Raw genomic sequence first — 14094 nt, 5'->3', positions numbered from 1 at the left:
AACCTACAATCCTAGATTCATAAGATCATATAAATGAATCATCGCTATTGGTCTTTTCATTTCGTCAACAACAGGTAAAACATTCACTTTTTTGTCTTCCATTAACTCAAGAGCCTCTGCTGCCAAAGCTCCATCTTTTATAATCACAGGTGTAAGGTTACATAAATCTTCTACTTTTGTAGTTAGAACGTTATCTGTAAGTGCAAAAGCACGACGAATATCGCCATCCGTTAAAATACCCACCATAAACCCTTGTTCATCTACAATTGTTGCTGCTCCCATTCCTTGAGCAGTCATTTGGAACAATGCATCTTTTACAGTTTCACCAGTTAGCACAATTGGATTCTTTCGAGTGTTTTGAACAACATCATTTACAGTTAGTAATAACTTACGCCCTAAAGAACCAGCTGGGTGATAAAGAGCAAAATCTTCAGGTTGAAACTTTCTAGCTTCTAGTAATGCAATAGCTAAGGCATCACCTAGAGCTAATGTAACAGTTGTACTAGTTGTTGGAGCTAGTCCAAGCGGGCAGGCTTCTTTCACATTACCAATGTTTAAAACAATATCAGATTTCAATCCCAAAGTAGATTGAGAGTTTTTGCTGATGCCAATTATCTTGGCACCAATTTTTTTAATAGAAGGAATCAGATTAATAACTTCTTCTGACTCTCCACTGTTAGAAATCGCAATTACTACATCGTGTCTAGTTACCATCCCTAAATCCCCATGCAGTCCTTCTGACGGATGGAGAAATAGAGATGGAGTCCCCGTACTAGCCATTGTTGCATTTATCTTACGACCAATAATCCCGGACTTACCAATACCTGTAATTACAACTCTACCTTCACACTGCAAAATCAATTCAATTGCTTCTTCCATTGAATGACCAATTGAATCACTCAGATCAAGAATAGCTTGAGCTTCTTTTTCAAGTACTTCTCTCATACTTTTTAAATAACCTTTATCTGTTAACACTTGAGTAGATGTAATCATATTTGGCATTAGTAAACCTCCGGATTATTTATTTTTAGTATTTTTTAATTACACGATCAATTTCTTGTACTTGTTTAAGAACTTCTTCTAGCTCGTCCAATTTCACCATGTTAGGGCCATCAGATTTAGCTTCATCTGGATTTGGATGAGTTTCCATGAAGATAGAGCTTACTCCTACTGCTGCAGCAGCTTTTGATAAGTATGGTACAAATTCTCTCTTACCACCAGTTGTTGTGCCGTTCCCTCCAGGAATTTGAACACTGTGTGTTGCATCAAAAACAACTGGAGCACCTAAATCAGCCATTGTAATTAAAGAACGCATGTCAACAACTAGGTTGTTATAACCGAATGTAGAACCACGCTCCGTTAATAAGATTTTATCTGTTTCTGATTCTTTTAATTTATTTACAACATTCACCATATCCCATGGAGCTAAGAATTGACCTTTCTTAACATTTACAATGCGTCCAGTTTTCGCCGCTGCAACTAAAAGATCTGTTTGACGGCATAAGAATGCTGGAATTTGAAGGATATCTAACACTTCTGCAGCTTTTTCTACTTGTGCTGTTTCGTGAATGTCTGAAGTTACAGGTACGTTGAACTTTTCTTTTACTTCTTGTAGGATAGCAAGACCTTCTTCTAAACCAGGTCCTCTGAATGAGTGGATCGATGAGCGGTTAGCTTTATCAAATGACGCTTTAAATACGAAAGGTATGTTTAACTTTGTTGTAATTTCTTTTAGCTGTTCAGCTGTTTCCATAATTAGATCTTTGTTTTCAATTACACAAGGACCAGCAATAAGTACAAATGGGTTGTTTCCACCGAATACGATATTATCGTTTAATTTTACAGTATTAGACATTAGTTATTTCCTCCTAGGATCATTTCTACTTTTTCTATATCTTCAGGTGTATCTACACCGACTGCATCGTATGTTGTTTCTACTACTTTAAGCGAATAGCCGTTTTCTAATAATCTTAGCTGTTCCAGCACTTCCACCTTTTCTAAGTCAGAAGGAGGAAGCTGCACAAATTGGTTTAATACTTCTTTTGGATAACCGTATAAACCGAGGTGCTTAAAATGTTTGTGCTCTAGTCCAGAACGATTATAAGGTACAGCTGAACGAGAAAAATACAGAGCAAAACCTTTTTTATTAGTTACAACCTTAACAACGTTAGGGTTTGTAACATCTTCTTCATTCTTAATTGCTGTTTTTGCAGTAACAACTGCTTCTGGTGATTCTTTAGCAGCTTGTACAAGTGCATCTATTAATTCAGGGCGAATTAGCGGTTCATCACCTTGAACATTCACATAAAAGTCGCCATCGACTTTCCCAGTTACTTCTGAAATTCGATCGGAACCAGTTTCATGATCTGTTCGTGTCATGATCGCTTTACCACCAAACTCCTCAACGACACGCTTAATGTCTTCATGATCAGTTGCAACCACAACCGTTTCTAGTTCTTTACTCTTGGTTACTTGTTCATATACGTGTTGAATCATTGGCTTCCCATTAATCAAAGCAAGAGGCTTGCCAGGAAATCTTGTTGATCCATAACGTGCTGGAATGACACCGACAACTTTCATTTTTCACTCTCCTAACAAATGTTAATTATATAGTACTATTCTAATGTTAGCTACCCTAAATAACATGGTAATTTAAAGTAGATCCAATTCAATTATCTTCCAAAAGCATTCTATCCACAACATTATTCGCTGTTACTTTAGACGGATAATTAATTGTACCTTCAATTTGGTAACTAAAGCGTAAATAATAAAGAAACTTGTCAATTCTAGCTGTATTTATTGGTTTGTTTAATACTTTTTTCAATATTGTATCTAGTTCATCAAGACTTTCACAAGTTGAAGCAATTCCTTCAATATTATAAAGAGCCTGCCCTAACGTAATTACCCTTTTATGGTGTGCTAACGCCTCAATTCCAACTGTCGAGTTTATCGTTACAACAGCAAGCGCTTTTTCAATAAGCTGATGAATATTATACTTTTTAACAAAGATAACTGTATCATCATTCTTGTAAACTTTTTTTAAATGGGAGTAATTATTTCTTGAAATATCTTCCGGATGCTCTTTTACGATCACTTTCAAATTTCGCTTCTCATCTTTGTTAAATTCCTTTACTGCATTCACTGTAATTTCAAGAAGCTTGTCCATTGTTTTCACATTTGGCGAGTTATAGAAAATTTGTGAATCTCTCGATACCTGGAACGGGAGAAAAATATATTCTTTTGGCCATTCAAAACGGTCCATTTCTCTGCGTCCAAACTTCTTTTTCGTAATAAAATATTTTATCGCTTCAGTAAAATTGATATGATCATATAACTTTGGATTTAATTTGAATAGCGCTCCAAGCATACTGACTAATTTAACTAGAGCGACCTTTAATAACGGTTCTTTTGTCCGGTGAATTAATTCCTTATTTTCAGGGTGGAATAGATATTTTTCATACCTCTCTTCATCTACTTCGATCTGTTCATAAAACTCCGGATCTTTTGGAACAGATGCTTCTGCATTGATCCCTTTTGTATCATAAGTAATTGTATAGGGCCTAAATAATCCATCTTCGAAATACCGCATTTCTAACCCACGCTTCTTAGCAATATAACGCGTTACTTGGTCAATCCAATGGTATCCATTGAATAAACAAATCACATCTATGTTATTCTTTTTTATATATTGATCTATTACGTACATATATCGCTTGTAGGTTGCCAACTCCGTTTTAGAAGTTCTTTTCTTTAAGATGTTCTTTTTATAAGTTATATTATATATAGGAAGAGTCAACAGTTCCTCATCTGATATTGGATATTGTTTTCTCGACACCGAAAAAGGTGCATAGAGTGTTTTAATCCCACTTTTGAACAACAATTCCCCTAGTTCAAATTTCATCTGAAAACAATTATGACCTCTATCAATTAATTCATTTGCAATATCTATAAAGAAACGTTTATTTCGATTCCCTCTAAGGAACAAGTAGTTAGCCATTTCTGTCTTCATTCCCCTTACATCAGACGATTATGTCAACTCTTCGTTAAAGTCCTAATCGACACAATTGGTGCATATTGTCATAATTTGTTTTTAGCCACTCTATATGTTACATATTTTTTCAGATTAAGTAAACACATTTACGGTTTTTACAAGAATTTACTCTTAATTGGAGCTATAAATGCAGACTTTTTTGGATATGAACAGCCCTTTTTAAATTGTGAAAGTTGATATATGTCAAATAATACTGTCTAATTTTGTATTGCCCCATCTTATTATATTAACTATAATGACGTAAGGTAAACAAATTTTATAAAATAATTAGAACTTTATACCTATACAATTATAGAGAGGCGTGTATATATGAAAAAGAAAATACTCGTAACGTTAGCCATTTTTCTAGGTGTCGTTCTCTTTTCGGTTGCAGCATATGGTTTTTACCTCTACAAAGCAGTTACGGATACGGCAACAGTTATTCATGAGCCTTTAGAACGTGAGCAATCGAGTAAACGTGCAGAAAAAGTTGATGTTGAAAGACAAGAACCCTTATCATTTCTTATAACAGGAATTGATGCACGTGGTGATAACCTTTCGGGGCGAACAGATGCAGTTATCGTGATGACTGTAAATCCAAACGAGGAGTCCGTAAAAATGTTGAGTATTCCTCGCGATACTCGCACTGAGATTGTCGGCCGTGGAATACAGGATAAAATCAATCACGCCCATGCATTTGGTGGTATGACGATGACAATTAATACAGTTGAGCAATTTTTAGATATTCCTATTGATCACTATGTAAGCATCAATATGGCCGGCTTTAAAAGTCTAGTTGATGCAATGGGTGGAGTTACTGTTAACAATGATTTTGCCTTTAATCAAAGCGGCCATTCCTTTGCTGCAGGGGAGATTTTCTTAAATGGGGATGAAGCCCTTGCTTACACACGTATGAGAAAAAATGATCCAAGAGGAGATTTTGGTCGTAATGATCGTCAGCGTCAAGTTGTGGAAGCTGTTATTCACGACGCGGCACAACTGGGTTCGATTACGAGAGTGGGAAGTATTCTAGATGCTGTCGGAGGCTCTGTTCGAACTGACTTATCATTAGATGACATGTGGACAATCCAATCTAAGTACAGAGATGCACGCCATACTATTCAACAAATGGAGATTACTGGGGATGGAACTAGAATAAATGGGGTTTATTATTTACAAGTTCCTGATGACGAGGTTTCCCGTGTAAGCTCTGAACTTCGTGATCATTTGGAATTAGATTCTTAGAGATATGAAAGGACTCTATCATCGGATGGTGGTAGAGTCCTTTTTTAAATTTTAGGTTAATTAACAAACAGCTCTTCAATCATCTTATTCGCATTATAATAAATAGCTTCTATTTCATCTATACTTTTGTACAAGCGTTTTGCAGTTGTTTCAATTGGTGAATTTCCTTCAAAGTCATAAATTGTACCATAATTAGTAAGATTCTCTTTTTCAAAATACCTGGCTAGTTTATAAACAAACTGTTCTGGTTTTGGTAACAAGTTAATAGCGTTCATTTCCTCTAGCTCTTTGATTATGTTTATACTATCTTCTGTTCTCATAATATACCTCCCCAAATTTGTTTATCTAATTTTATGAAAGCCCTTTCATAATCTTAATTTTACCTTTTTTCACATGTTTTATCAAGTATATTTAGCTTTCTTATGTATTCTCTCTCCTTATCCTCTTCCCCTTTATTCTTTATACTAAACATTTTGTTTTGTTATTAAATTATATGTGGAATAAAGTAAAGATAGTACCTGACCATCGTTGCGATTTATTGGGATTTATTACATAATTGATTCTATGAAGTTATTTTTATAAGGTGGTCGTACTATGTTCAAAAATGCAAATTCAAAAGAAGAACAGGAAACATTTCAAACATTGTGGGGAAAAATAGCCAAGGAAAGAAAATATCCAGTTGATAAGCTTGAAGGGAATTCAGAACCTTTTATTCTTAAAAATAAAGATGGAGTTAATATAGGAACAATTGAGTTCGTACCCTGCAGTACGGAGCACTTCGATAGCACGGACGGCCTTGTCGATATTCGTGGTGAATCAAGAATTATTGAGAATTTGGCTCACTCCTATCACGTTCGTAAAATGGGGGTCAAAAAAGAGTTTGCTTCTAAAAAGGTATTACTAGACTTATTAAAAATGGCTGCCACTCATGCAAAGAATAAAAAAGTTAAATTTTATGTTAGTTACCTTGAGAAAAGACATTATGAAAAGTTAATTGAGAAATTCAAGTTTCGCATTGATGTAGTTGGTGACGAAGTAAAGTTCGGCACAAGAGTCTTTGTTCCATGTTTAATCGATGTAGAAGATGCAATTAACAACACACAAGGGTACCCTTTACATATTAAATCCATTGTCTATATGGTACGAGGAACGAAAAAAGTAAAATCTTTATTCTATTAATTTTTATAGTTTTCAAACAGACGGTTCCAGCATAATGCTGGGGATATCTGTTTTATTTTTACAAATCCCCTCGAAAAGTTAGAGATTATTGCTCTAATTTGTCGGGCGATTATCGGTTTTTATTAAGAACAAATATAGTATAATGATAAATATCCTTTAAATAAGAAAAGGGGCCCGCCTATGGAAAATAATCGTGGCAGCATCTTTATTGGAGTATTGTGGGGGACATTTTTAAGTATCCCTTTATGGCTTTCTCTTTTTGGGTGGGTAAAATGGGTCCGGATGATTTTTATTTAGATTATCATGTGTTTCTATAGTTGAAAAAAAGACTTGTTTTCTACTGAAAACAAGTCTTTTTTTATTAATATAATCGCTTCGCTCCCAAATACCGCTGTTTCCAATAAGGATTATCCATGCTAGCAATTGCAACACCTGTTGATGATCCACTATGTACGAACTGATTGTTTCCAATATAGATTCCGTTATGTGATGGACCTTTTTGATATGTTTCAAAGAAAACCATATCACCTACAGCAGGCTTAGAGACAGACCTACCCGCATTCCATTGCTGTGCAACGGTTCTTGGGATGGAAATGCCTTGTTGTTTAAAGACAAATTGCGTAAATCCGCTGCAGTCAAAGCCTCTTGTCGTTGTTCCTCCCCAAAGATATGGAACCCCGATTTGGTTTGCGGCTTCAGCTACAAGATTTGTCACTAGGGCTGCCGAGCTGGTACTGCTGTTTGTATTGGAAACTTGCTTTGTTTGTGTCGTTGAAGGAGCTTGTGTGGTTGACTGTGATGACTTATTTGTTGCTACTTCATTTAATTTTCGTAATGTGTTAGGCCCAGCGATTCCGTCAACAGTTAAGTTATGTACTCTTTGGAAGTTTCGTACTGCTGTTTCTGTGACATCACCGTAATAGCCAGTTGGCTCTTGGTTGAATATACCGACTGATCGAAGTGCCGCTTGAAGGTTCGTTACTGCTGACCCTCTGCTGCCTACACGCAATGTTGTTGATGTTTGTATTGATTGTGTCGTTTCACTTTTCGTTTGTTGGTTGCGTTCTTCTGTTTTCGGTACATTTGGTTCGTATGTTGTTGTTTGTGCCGGTACTGGTTGGTTAATTAGACGAGAAAGCGTCTGCGGTCCCACAATCCCATCGACGACAAGGTTGTTTGCACGCTGAAAGTCACGTACAGCCGCTTCGGTTACACGTCCAAATTGTCCTGTAATGGTATGACTATAGTAGCCTTTTTCTTTTAGCTTTTGTTGAAGTTGTTCTACTTGCGTTCCGTTTGAGCCGAAGCGCAGCAGTCCTGTATTGTTTAATGTACTATTTGTTGTTTGGGTCGTAGTTGTAGAAGGTGTTGATGTCGGAGCTTGTCCGCCCATTTCTTGTAGTAATCTTCCTAATGTTTGAGGGCCTGCAATTCCATCCACTTGCAAATTATGTTTTCTTTGAAAATCACGAACAGCGTCGGCTGTAATCGTACCATAATAACCAGTTGATCGATCAAAGTTGAAATGCCCCTTTTTCTTAAGGGCCTCTTGTAATTCTTTTACGTCTGGATGATCCATTCCTTTTCTTAATGTTTGATCGCCAAGCGCGGCATCTGCCATTTGCGGGGTTGCTAGAAACAAACCTGTCGCAAAGGTAGACGAAATCACTACTTTTCGAAGTGTTGACGCTTCCTTCATCTACATAAGACCTCCTCATTCGCCAAAAAAATCTAGTTTTTAGTTAATTTTACCTTTAACTTTCAAATTTTGCTAGATACTTTTTTCGCAAAACTTGAAAGTTTTTATTCTATGGTAAGAATTAGGGTGAAATCTATGGCCTTGTATGGAAATCTGGCAGATCAGGAATGCAACAAGTCATTTGAGATTGTAGCCAATTAATAATGGTATCACTGTACATAAATAGTAAAATACTAGCAGCTATTAAAATAACAAACGTATTTCGAATAAATCGTAACAACTTAATCCCCCCTGTATCTCTTAGTGCTGAAAATAAAAAGGAGAGGGAGCACACCCCCTCTCCTTCTGCTTATTAATCTTCGAAAGTTAACCCCTTAATTGTAATACTCGATTGGCGGGTACTATCCCCTTCGACACTGTTATTTACTACCTTAACCGTTACATTGTTTCCTTTTGCAATATCAATGTCAAAATAGAAAGGCCTGTCTTTTCCTGGTGTCAATTGTTCCGTTGTATGTACGTTCTCTTGATCCACATAAAATTCTAATTGAAATGGGATTCCGCCACTTGGAATAATCGTCCCATATAAACGTCCATCCTCGTTGCTATAAGGGCTAATATCGAATGTGAACGAATCTCCATTTGAACCAGAGGTCGTCGAGATCGTTCGGTACGTGTCTCTATTTTGATTTGTGCCTCTACTCCAGTTTCCTGTCGTTTGTAGAAATTCACCATTCCACAAGGATATACGGTGTTCAGCCGGCTGTTGCTCCTTTTGTTCAGTAACATTCAGGATTAAGTCTTTTACTTGGAAATGAGACGTCGCTTGTGAATCACCACTTACACTTTCATTTAACACTTCTACTGTAAGTAAATCACCAGAATCTACAAGTACTTCAAATGATTCTGGTATGCTGCTTGAAGAAGCAATTTCAGACGTCTTATATACAAGATCATCATCAATATAGAAAGCCAATTGATAGTCTATTCCACTAATAGGCAGGACTTTACCACTTAAGCGTCCTTTCGACATATTGGCTGACTTTATATCAAATGTTGCATAGTCATGATTTGATGCAGAGGTGTTTGACACTGTCCGGTATGTATCTCGGTTCTGGTTCGTCCCTCTGCTCCAATTGCCTCTTTCTGCATAGATCCCTTCTGTCCATAAGCTCATTCTTTCTATTGAACTTGGCTGATCCAATTTCTCATGAATTTCTAGGATGAAATCTTTAATATACACACTCGAATTTCTCGAGTTATCACCATCAACACTTTGGTTTACCACTTTAATCGTGACGATTGAACCTCTTGGAACAGGCACTGTAAATGCTTCTGGGACATCATCATTAGGCTTCATCACATCTGTTGTATGAACGAGAACAGCGTCAACATAGAATTCAAGTTGATAGTCAATTCCTGCTATCGGAAGGACTTTCCCTTTTAGTTCGCCCCACTTCATTTGGTGCGAGCTAATGTCAAATGTGATAAAGTCCTGATCAGATCCGCTTGTTGTAAATACACTCCGGTATGTATCTCGATTTGTATTCGTTCCTCTTGACCAATTCCCTCGTGTTCCATATGCTCCATTTTCCCAAAAGCTCACTTTCTCTATCGGAGTTGAGCCAATTGCCTGCGCATCGACCAATAATTTAGGTTCTTTTATATAAATTTCAGACACACTTGTACTATCCCCAGCTACGCTATCATTACGTAATTTCATCGTTAATAATGAACCTGATGGTACATCAAATTCTACGTTTGTAAGAGAGGTAACAAGTTCCGTCTCGTAAACTAACTCAGAATCAATATAAAACTCGACAATCGCATCAATCCCGCTTCTTTTTTCCACTATAGTTTGGAAACGACCACTATGCATCTGATAATCTGTTAAATCAAAAGTAACACTTTCATTGTTCTGGCCGCTCGTCGTATATACGGTTTCATATGTATCTCGATTGGCGTTCGTTCCTCTGCTCCAATTTCCATTTGAAGCATAAATACTTTGTTGCCACAAGTTCACTTGGATCGGGGTACCCAGCTCTTCTATCGTTACTTCATTTACCCACTCTTGGATAGTAAATGACTCTTGATGCTTGCCGATTTCATTTGAAGCACTTAGTATGATCACTTCTACTACATATTCTCCGGCTTCTTGCGGTGCCCATGTGAAATGATTTTGCTCTGATGTTGATGTTTGCTCAATCGTTTCACCATCTAAAAAGACCGTCCATTCATATTCCAATGGACTCTCAGATTCCATGTCAACGTTCCAAGTAATGTCTGTCCCAGGAGCCTGCGGACTCATTCGATCTGGTCTAAGCAGCCCTCTGACCTCTTCTGACTCAATACTATAGGCACCTGACATCGCACTTGCAACACCATGAGAACCACTTACGGTTACTTCTACTTCATACATACCTGCTTCTGATGGGGACCATATGAAACTTTGTTCTGATGTGAAATCTGTTTTTTCGATCTCCACCCCATTTTGATAAACCGTCCAAGCATATTCCATGTCCTCCTGAGCTGTAAACGGCTCAAGGGTCCAAGTAATGTCCGTATTAACAGGTTGAGGGCTCACTAGATCAGGAGTAATTTCAACCCCATCTAGAACATCTTCACTGCTCTCAGATAACAACTGCTCATCAGCCACTACACTTGCTGAATCTGTTGCAAATCGTTTATTCCATTGGTCGTAGCCTATATAGGATAAGACCCCTGCTAACAGCAAGACAGCTAAACTATACTTCGCGACAACGATCGCCTTCATTTTTAAACGATCAAAGAAGCTAGGTTCATTCTCAATTAACTGCTGTATATAGATAAGCTCTTTTTTTACAGCAGCAGCACTTTTATGGCGTTCTTTTGGATTCAATTTTGTTGTTTTATTAATAAATTGAACAAGCTCTGCGGGTAGATCGGTTCGAATTTTATTTAATGGCTTCTGCGTAGCAAGAATATATTTTCCCCCACTTAACAAATAATAAAGCGTCGCACCGAGTGAAAATATATCTGTTCGATGATCTGTTTGCTTATCTTTCTCGAATTGCTCGGGAGCAGCAAACCCAGTTGTACCAATAAGCTCTGTATCTGTATCCTTGTCCTCTTTAAACTTCCTCGCTATTCCAAAATCAATTAATTTAACACTATTTTTTCCGTCAATCATGATGTTACTAGGTTTTAGATCGCGATAAATAATCGCTGGCTTTTGATTATGTAGGTATTCAAGTAAATCACAAATTTCGATGGCGTAATCCACGATTTGTTTGTAAGAAAGGTCTCCCTTTGCCTTTTGAAACGTTTCTTGCAATGTTTCCCCTTTAATATAATCCATAACAAGATAGATATAGCCTTTCTCATCCGGAGAATAATAATCTACTATTTTAGGGAGGTTGGGGTGGTCTAATTCTACAAGCATCTTCGCTTCTGCAATAAAGCTGTCTGAGTACTCTTTATCAATCCGAGTTTCTTTAACCGCCCAATATTTTCCTTCAAGACGCAAGTCCTCGACCAAATAAACAGTCCCCATTCCACCTTGTCCTAGTAATGCAGTAACCTTATACCGATCATGGAGAACATCTCCAATGTGAAGCTGCGTTTTAGTTGTATCCATACTATCTCTCCTTTCTCTTTTTATCTCATTTAGATAAAAATCATATTGATAGCCATTTATTTCTTACATGATCTTATGGTAAGTTAGTAAACAGTATTGTAAATCCCAAGGGGTGTTTAAAAAGGAGTGGAAGACGTGAATAAAAAAGCAAAAAACGATCTATCAAACGAAACAGAACTGCTCTCGAATGAAACAGTGTTATTAAAGGAAGAAGGCTCTACTACCCTCTTAGACGATTCAGAGATTACACGATCTAATCCCGAAACAGAAGGCATTTCTCAGGCAAAGTCAAAAGTGAAGCCTCTAAAGAAGGACCATAAGCCACTTATTATTTCAATTGTCGCTTTCCTCATTCTAGGATTGTATGTTTTCTTTGAGAAACTTAACTAAAGATGAAATCCTTCCCCTAACCGAGACACATCTTACATAAAATGTGAAAAGACCTAAACGGAAAGTTCAGGTCTTCATTTAATTCATTATGCATTAGCGCGATATTCTTCTTCTTCCACATCTAATTTTGAACTAATTTCATTAAGTGACTGTTGCATCTTAAAGAATAAAATCAAAAGTTCACAATAGATTCTTGTAACAAGTGGACCTAAAAACATAACAAACAATCCAGAAATAACTTGAAGTCCACCACCCCAAGGACTAGCAGCACCTGAGATGATCATGATTAAGCCAGTAATAACGGATACCGCTACCCCAATCCAAAAAATAATTTTAATAATTGCTGGAGTAATCATTTTGTCAAAGTTTAAATATTGATTCATATTTCCCCCTCCTTTTTTCCTTTAGTTGACATTTGTAAGCTAATTAAAACTCTATTGAAGTATAAAGTTACATAAAATGGGTATATATTGCTGTAATACTACTATTTAGCAATGCTTACAGTTTTCAATTTTACCATTATGAACCTATGAAAACAATAAAATCTATGCACTTTTTGTAATTTTTACTAAGATTATGTAATTCCGACTCGAAATCACTCATACTTTATTCCTACCTTATCCTTATGATGAATGACACATTTATGATCAATTTTCTAACCCTAACTGGATATATTATCCACCTCTATTCAAGGTTGCTTAGCGTCATTTCACCATGTCTTTCTTCAATGGTATACGTCCAAGTATAATCATTAATAACACTTGATTGATCTTTCTGAATGATTTCCACTGTCACATCTACAACGACGCGGTGCTCGTTTGCATGACTATTAAGCTCATAATGCTGAATGGTAAATTGATGGAGCTTTTCTGTTATTCCTCTTTCATACAGCCGTTCCACCAGTCCAATTTGATCATGGTATAATGGACTATTTGGTGTAATAGCCGGGGCTACCCTTTGGAAGTTTCCGCTATTAATCGCTTCGATTAACCCGTATTCATATCGTTCTACAGCCCGGTAGATCTTATCTTTGAGTTCTTCCTCTTGAGCAATCACATCTACATTGGCTCCTGCATCCTCACTAGCAGGACGACTGCCTGTTTCTTCCCTAGTTCCTCCATTTGATCCACTTGCTCCTGATGTATTGCTTTCCTGATTTGCAAAAACACTTGCATCGATATATGAACCACTACTGCTTATTGACTCCGTTTCTGCTTCTCCGTTGCCGTCTATTTCGCTTGAGTCACTACTGCTCTGCCGTTCCGTTTCCTCATCTACTTCATTTCCTTCATCAGGTTCAGCATCCAATAGGCTGCCATCAGTTGTAGCTTCTTTTGGTTCTGGTCCAAGGATTGCCTCTTTCACTGTTTGCATCGGAGAGCAAGCTCCTAATATAAATGCTGCTATAACGATCATAATCCACTGCTTATACATTTCTCTCTCCTTTCTTTAACCAAATCCAATTGCCAATGTAAAGAAGACTAATACATTTCGTCGATAATCTTCCATCCTTGATCTGTGTTCAATAAGAGGAAGCTTCCTGTTTCCTCATTTACCTGTGAATCTTCCCTCACTTCAATCACGTAATCAAGTATCGCTTCTTCCTCTGTAAGCTCTGCTATTTCTACACTCTTAATTGAAATACGAACATCATCGCTTTGGTCAAACTGTTCTTGCATAAACTCAACATCAACCAACTCGAGCATCATAGAATCTTCATGAAAACTACTTATATACAGTTGAGCATCCTTTTTATTAATGGAATCAATTAAATCTCCAAATACACTTTTTACTTCCTTCTCTTGTCCTCCACAAGCCGTTAACAAAACCATAACTAGACTCATAGAAAAGATGAGTAAAGTTCCTTTTTTCATACATCTAACTCCTTATCGAAAGATATTTGGGGAGATAAAGGAATCTCCCCAGTTGTTTTCA

14 protein-coding genes are annotated in these 14094 nt (G+C 37.0%); 3 read left to right on the top strand and 11 right to left on the bottom strand.

The window, feature by feature from the left end:
* Positions 1–3 precede the first annotated feature (3 nt).
* The 4 genes from MF646_RS12970 to MF646_RS12955 form a co-directional block, all read right to left on the bottom strand.
* Positions 4–1002, bottom strand: coding sequence for a KpsF/GutQ family sugar-phosphate isomerase (locus MF646_RS12970; protein ID WP_250096931.1), 999 nt, complete (start codon positions 1000–1002; stop codon positions 4–6).
* A 25-nt stretch (positions 1003–1027) separates the two neighbouring features.
* Positions 1028–1855: a 3-deoxy-8-phosphooctulonate synthase gene (gene kdsA / locus MF646_RS12965; protein ID WP_250096930.1), complete on the bottom strand. Its 828-nt coding sequence runs from the start codon at positions 1853–1855 to the stop codon at positions 1028–1030.
* On the bottom strand, positions 1855–2580 hold the full coding sequence (gene kdsB / locus MF646_RS12960) for a 3-deoxy-manno-octulosonate cytidylyltransferase (RefSeq protein WP_250096929.1): 726 nt from the start codon (positions 2578–2580) through the stop codon (positions 1855–1857). The genes kdsA and kdsB overlap by 1 nt, the downstream gene beginning before the upstream one ends.
* Positions 2581–2668: 88 nt before the next feature.
* Complete coding sequence (locus MF646_RS12955; protein WP_250096928.1) at positions 2669–4009, bottom strand: capsular polysaccharide export protein, LipB/KpsS family; 1341 nt, start codon at positions 4007–4009, stop codon at positions 2669–2671.
* 351 nt (positions 4010–4360) lie between these two features.
* On the opposite strand from MF646_RS12955, the gene MF646_RS12950 reads away from it, so the two are divergent.
* On the top strand, positions 4361–5275 hold the full coding sequence (locus MF646_RS12950) for an LCP family glycopolymer transferase (RefSeq protein WP_250096927.1): 915 nt from the start codon (positions 4361–4363) through the stop codon (positions 5273–5275).
* A 56-nt stretch (positions 5276–5331) separates the two neighbouring features.
* On the opposite strand, the gene MF646_RS12945 is transcribed toward MF646_RS12950, so the two are convergent.
* Positions 5332–5595, bottom strand: coding sequence for a hypothetical protein (locus MF646_RS12945; protein WP_250096926.1), 264 nt, complete (start codon positions 5593–5595; stop codon positions 5332–5334).
* A 274-nt stretch (positions 5596–5869) separates the two neighbouring features.
* Between MF646_RS12945 and MF646_RS12940 the strand changes: the two genes are divergently transcribed.
* On the top strand, positions 5870–6454 hold the full coding sequence (locus MF646_RS12940; protein WP_250096925.1) for a hypothetical protein: 585 nt from the start codon (positions 5870–5872) through the stop codon (positions 6452–6454).
* Positions 6455–6815: 361 nt separating this feature from the next.
* Here the strand turns inward: MF646_RS12940 and MF646_RS12935 are convergent, their stop codons facing one another.
* From MF646_RS12935 to MF646_RS12925, 3 genes are all read right to left on the bottom strand, one after another.
* Complete coding sequence (locus MF646_RS12935) at positions 6816–8153, bottom strand: C40 family peptidase (RefSeq protein WP_250096924.1); 1338 nt, start codon at positions 8151–8153, stop codon at positions 6816–6818.
* Positions 8154–8286: 133 nt separating this feature from the next.
* Positions 8287–8433: a hypothetical protein gene (locus tag MF646_RS12930; RefSeq protein WP_250096923.1), complete on the bottom strand. Its 147-nt coding sequence runs from the start codon at positions 8431–8433 to the stop codon at positions 8287–8289.
* A 72-nt stretch (positions 8434–8505) separates the two neighbouring features.
* Positions 8506–11769 carry a protein kinase domain-containing protein gene (locus MF646_RS12925; RefSeq protein WP_250096922.1) on the bottom strand — a complete coding sequence of 1088 codons (3264 nt, stop codon included), beginning with the start codon at positions 11767–11769 and terminating at the stop codon, positions 8506–8508.
* Between the two features lie 135 nt (positions 11770–11904).
* Here MF646_RS12925 and MF646_RS12920 point away from each other — a divergent pair, with 135 nt between their 5' ends.
* The gene (locus MF646_RS12920; RefSeq protein ID WP_250096921.1) at positions 11905–12159 is read left to right on the top strand and encodes a hypothetical protein; all 255 of its coding nucleotides are present in this window, start codon (positions 11905–11907) and stop codon (positions 12157–12159) included.
* An 86-nt stretch (positions 12160–12245) separates the two neighbouring features.
* Here MF646_RS12920 and MF646_RS12915 read toward each other — a convergent pair whose 3' ends face one another.
* The 3 genes from MF646_RS12915 to MF646_RS12905 all read right to left on the bottom strand — a co-directional run bounded on the left by MF646_RS12915 (position 12246) and on the right by MF646_RS12905 (position 14033).
* Entirely contained in the window at positions 12246–12542 is a 297-nt protein-coding gene (locus MF646_RS12915; protein ID WP_250096920.1) for a DUF4282 domain-containing protein, read from the bottom strand.
* A gap of 301 nt (positions 12543–12843) precedes the next feature.
* A complete protein-coding gene (locus MF646_RS12910) occupies positions 12844–13593 on the bottom strand; it encodes a TcaA NTF2-like domain-containing protein (RefSeq protein WP_250096919.1) in 750 nt (249 codons plus the stop codon).
* 47 nt (positions 13594–13640) lie between these two features.
* Positions 13641–14033 carry a nuclear transport factor 2 family protein gene (locus tag MF646_RS12905; RefSeq protein ID WP_250096918.1) on the bottom strand — a complete coding sequence of 131 codons (393 nt, stop codon included), beginning with the start codon at positions 14031–14033 and terminating at the stop codon, positions 13641–13643.
* Positions 14034–14094 lie beyond the last annotated feature (61 nt).

Origin of the sequence: Halalkalibacter alkaliphilus (assembly GCF_023555415.1) — a bacterium.
Lineage (GTDB): Bacteria > Bacillota > Bacilli > Bacillales > Bacillaceae_D > Halalkalibacter > Halalkalibacter alkaliphilus.
Note: the sequence above shows the minus strand (reverse complement) of the source record. Positions and strands in the feature narration are given on the sequence as shown.

What these genes read in the sequence shown, in the direction of transcription:
- MF646_RS12915 (WP_250096920.1), bottom strand. Translation starts at nt 12,542, where the DNA reads ATGAATCAATATTTAAACTTTGACAAAATGATTACTCCAGCAATTATT.
- MF646_RS12940 (WP_250096925.1), top strand. Translation starts at nt 5,870, where the DNA reads ATGTTCAAAAATGCAAATTCAAAAGAAGAACAGGAAACATTTCAAACA.
- MF646_RS12950 (WP_250096927.1), top strand. Translation starts at nt 4,361, where the DNA reads ATGAAAAAGAAAATACTCGTAACGTTAGCCATTTTTCTAGGTGTCGTT.
- MF646_RS12945 (WP_250096926.1), bottom strand. Translation starts at nt 5,595, where the DNA reads ATGAGAACAGAAGATAGTATAAACATAATCAAAGAGCTAGAGGAAATG.
- kdsA (WP_250096930.1), bottom strand. Translation starts at nt 1,855, where the DNA reads ATGTCTAATACTGTAAAATTAAACGATAATATCGTATTCGGTGGAAAC.
- MF646_RS12970 (WP_250096931.1), bottom strand. Translation starts at nt 1,002, where the DNA reads ATGCCAAATATGATTACATCTACTCAAGTGTTAACAGATAAAGGTTAT.
- MF646_RS12905 (WP_250096918.1), bottom strand. Translation starts at nt 14,033, where the DNA reads ATGAAAAAAGGAACTTTACTCATCTTTTCTATGAGTCTAGTTATGGTT.
- MF646_RS12955 (WP_250096928.1), bottom strand. Translation starts at nt 4,009, where the DNA reads ATGAAGACAGAAATGGCTAACTACTTGTTCCTTAGAGGGAATCGAAAT.
- MF646_RS12935 (WP_250096924.1), bottom strand. Translation starts at nt 8,153, where the DNA reads ATGAAGGAAGCGTCAACACTTCGAAAAGTAGTGATTTCGTCTACCTTT.
- MF646_RS12910 (WP_250096919.1), bottom strand. Translation starts at nt 13,593, where the DNA reads ATGTATAAGCAGTGGATTATGATCGTTATAGCAGCATTTATATTAGGA.
- kdsB (WP_250096929.1), bottom strand. Translation starts at nt 2,580, where the DNA reads ATGAAAGTTGTCGGTGTCATTCCAGCACGTTATGGATCAACAAGATTT.
- MF646_RS12925 (WP_250096922.1), bottom strand. Translation starts at nt 11,769, where the DNA reads ATGGATACAACTAAAACGCAGCTTCACATTGGAGATGTTCTCCATGAT.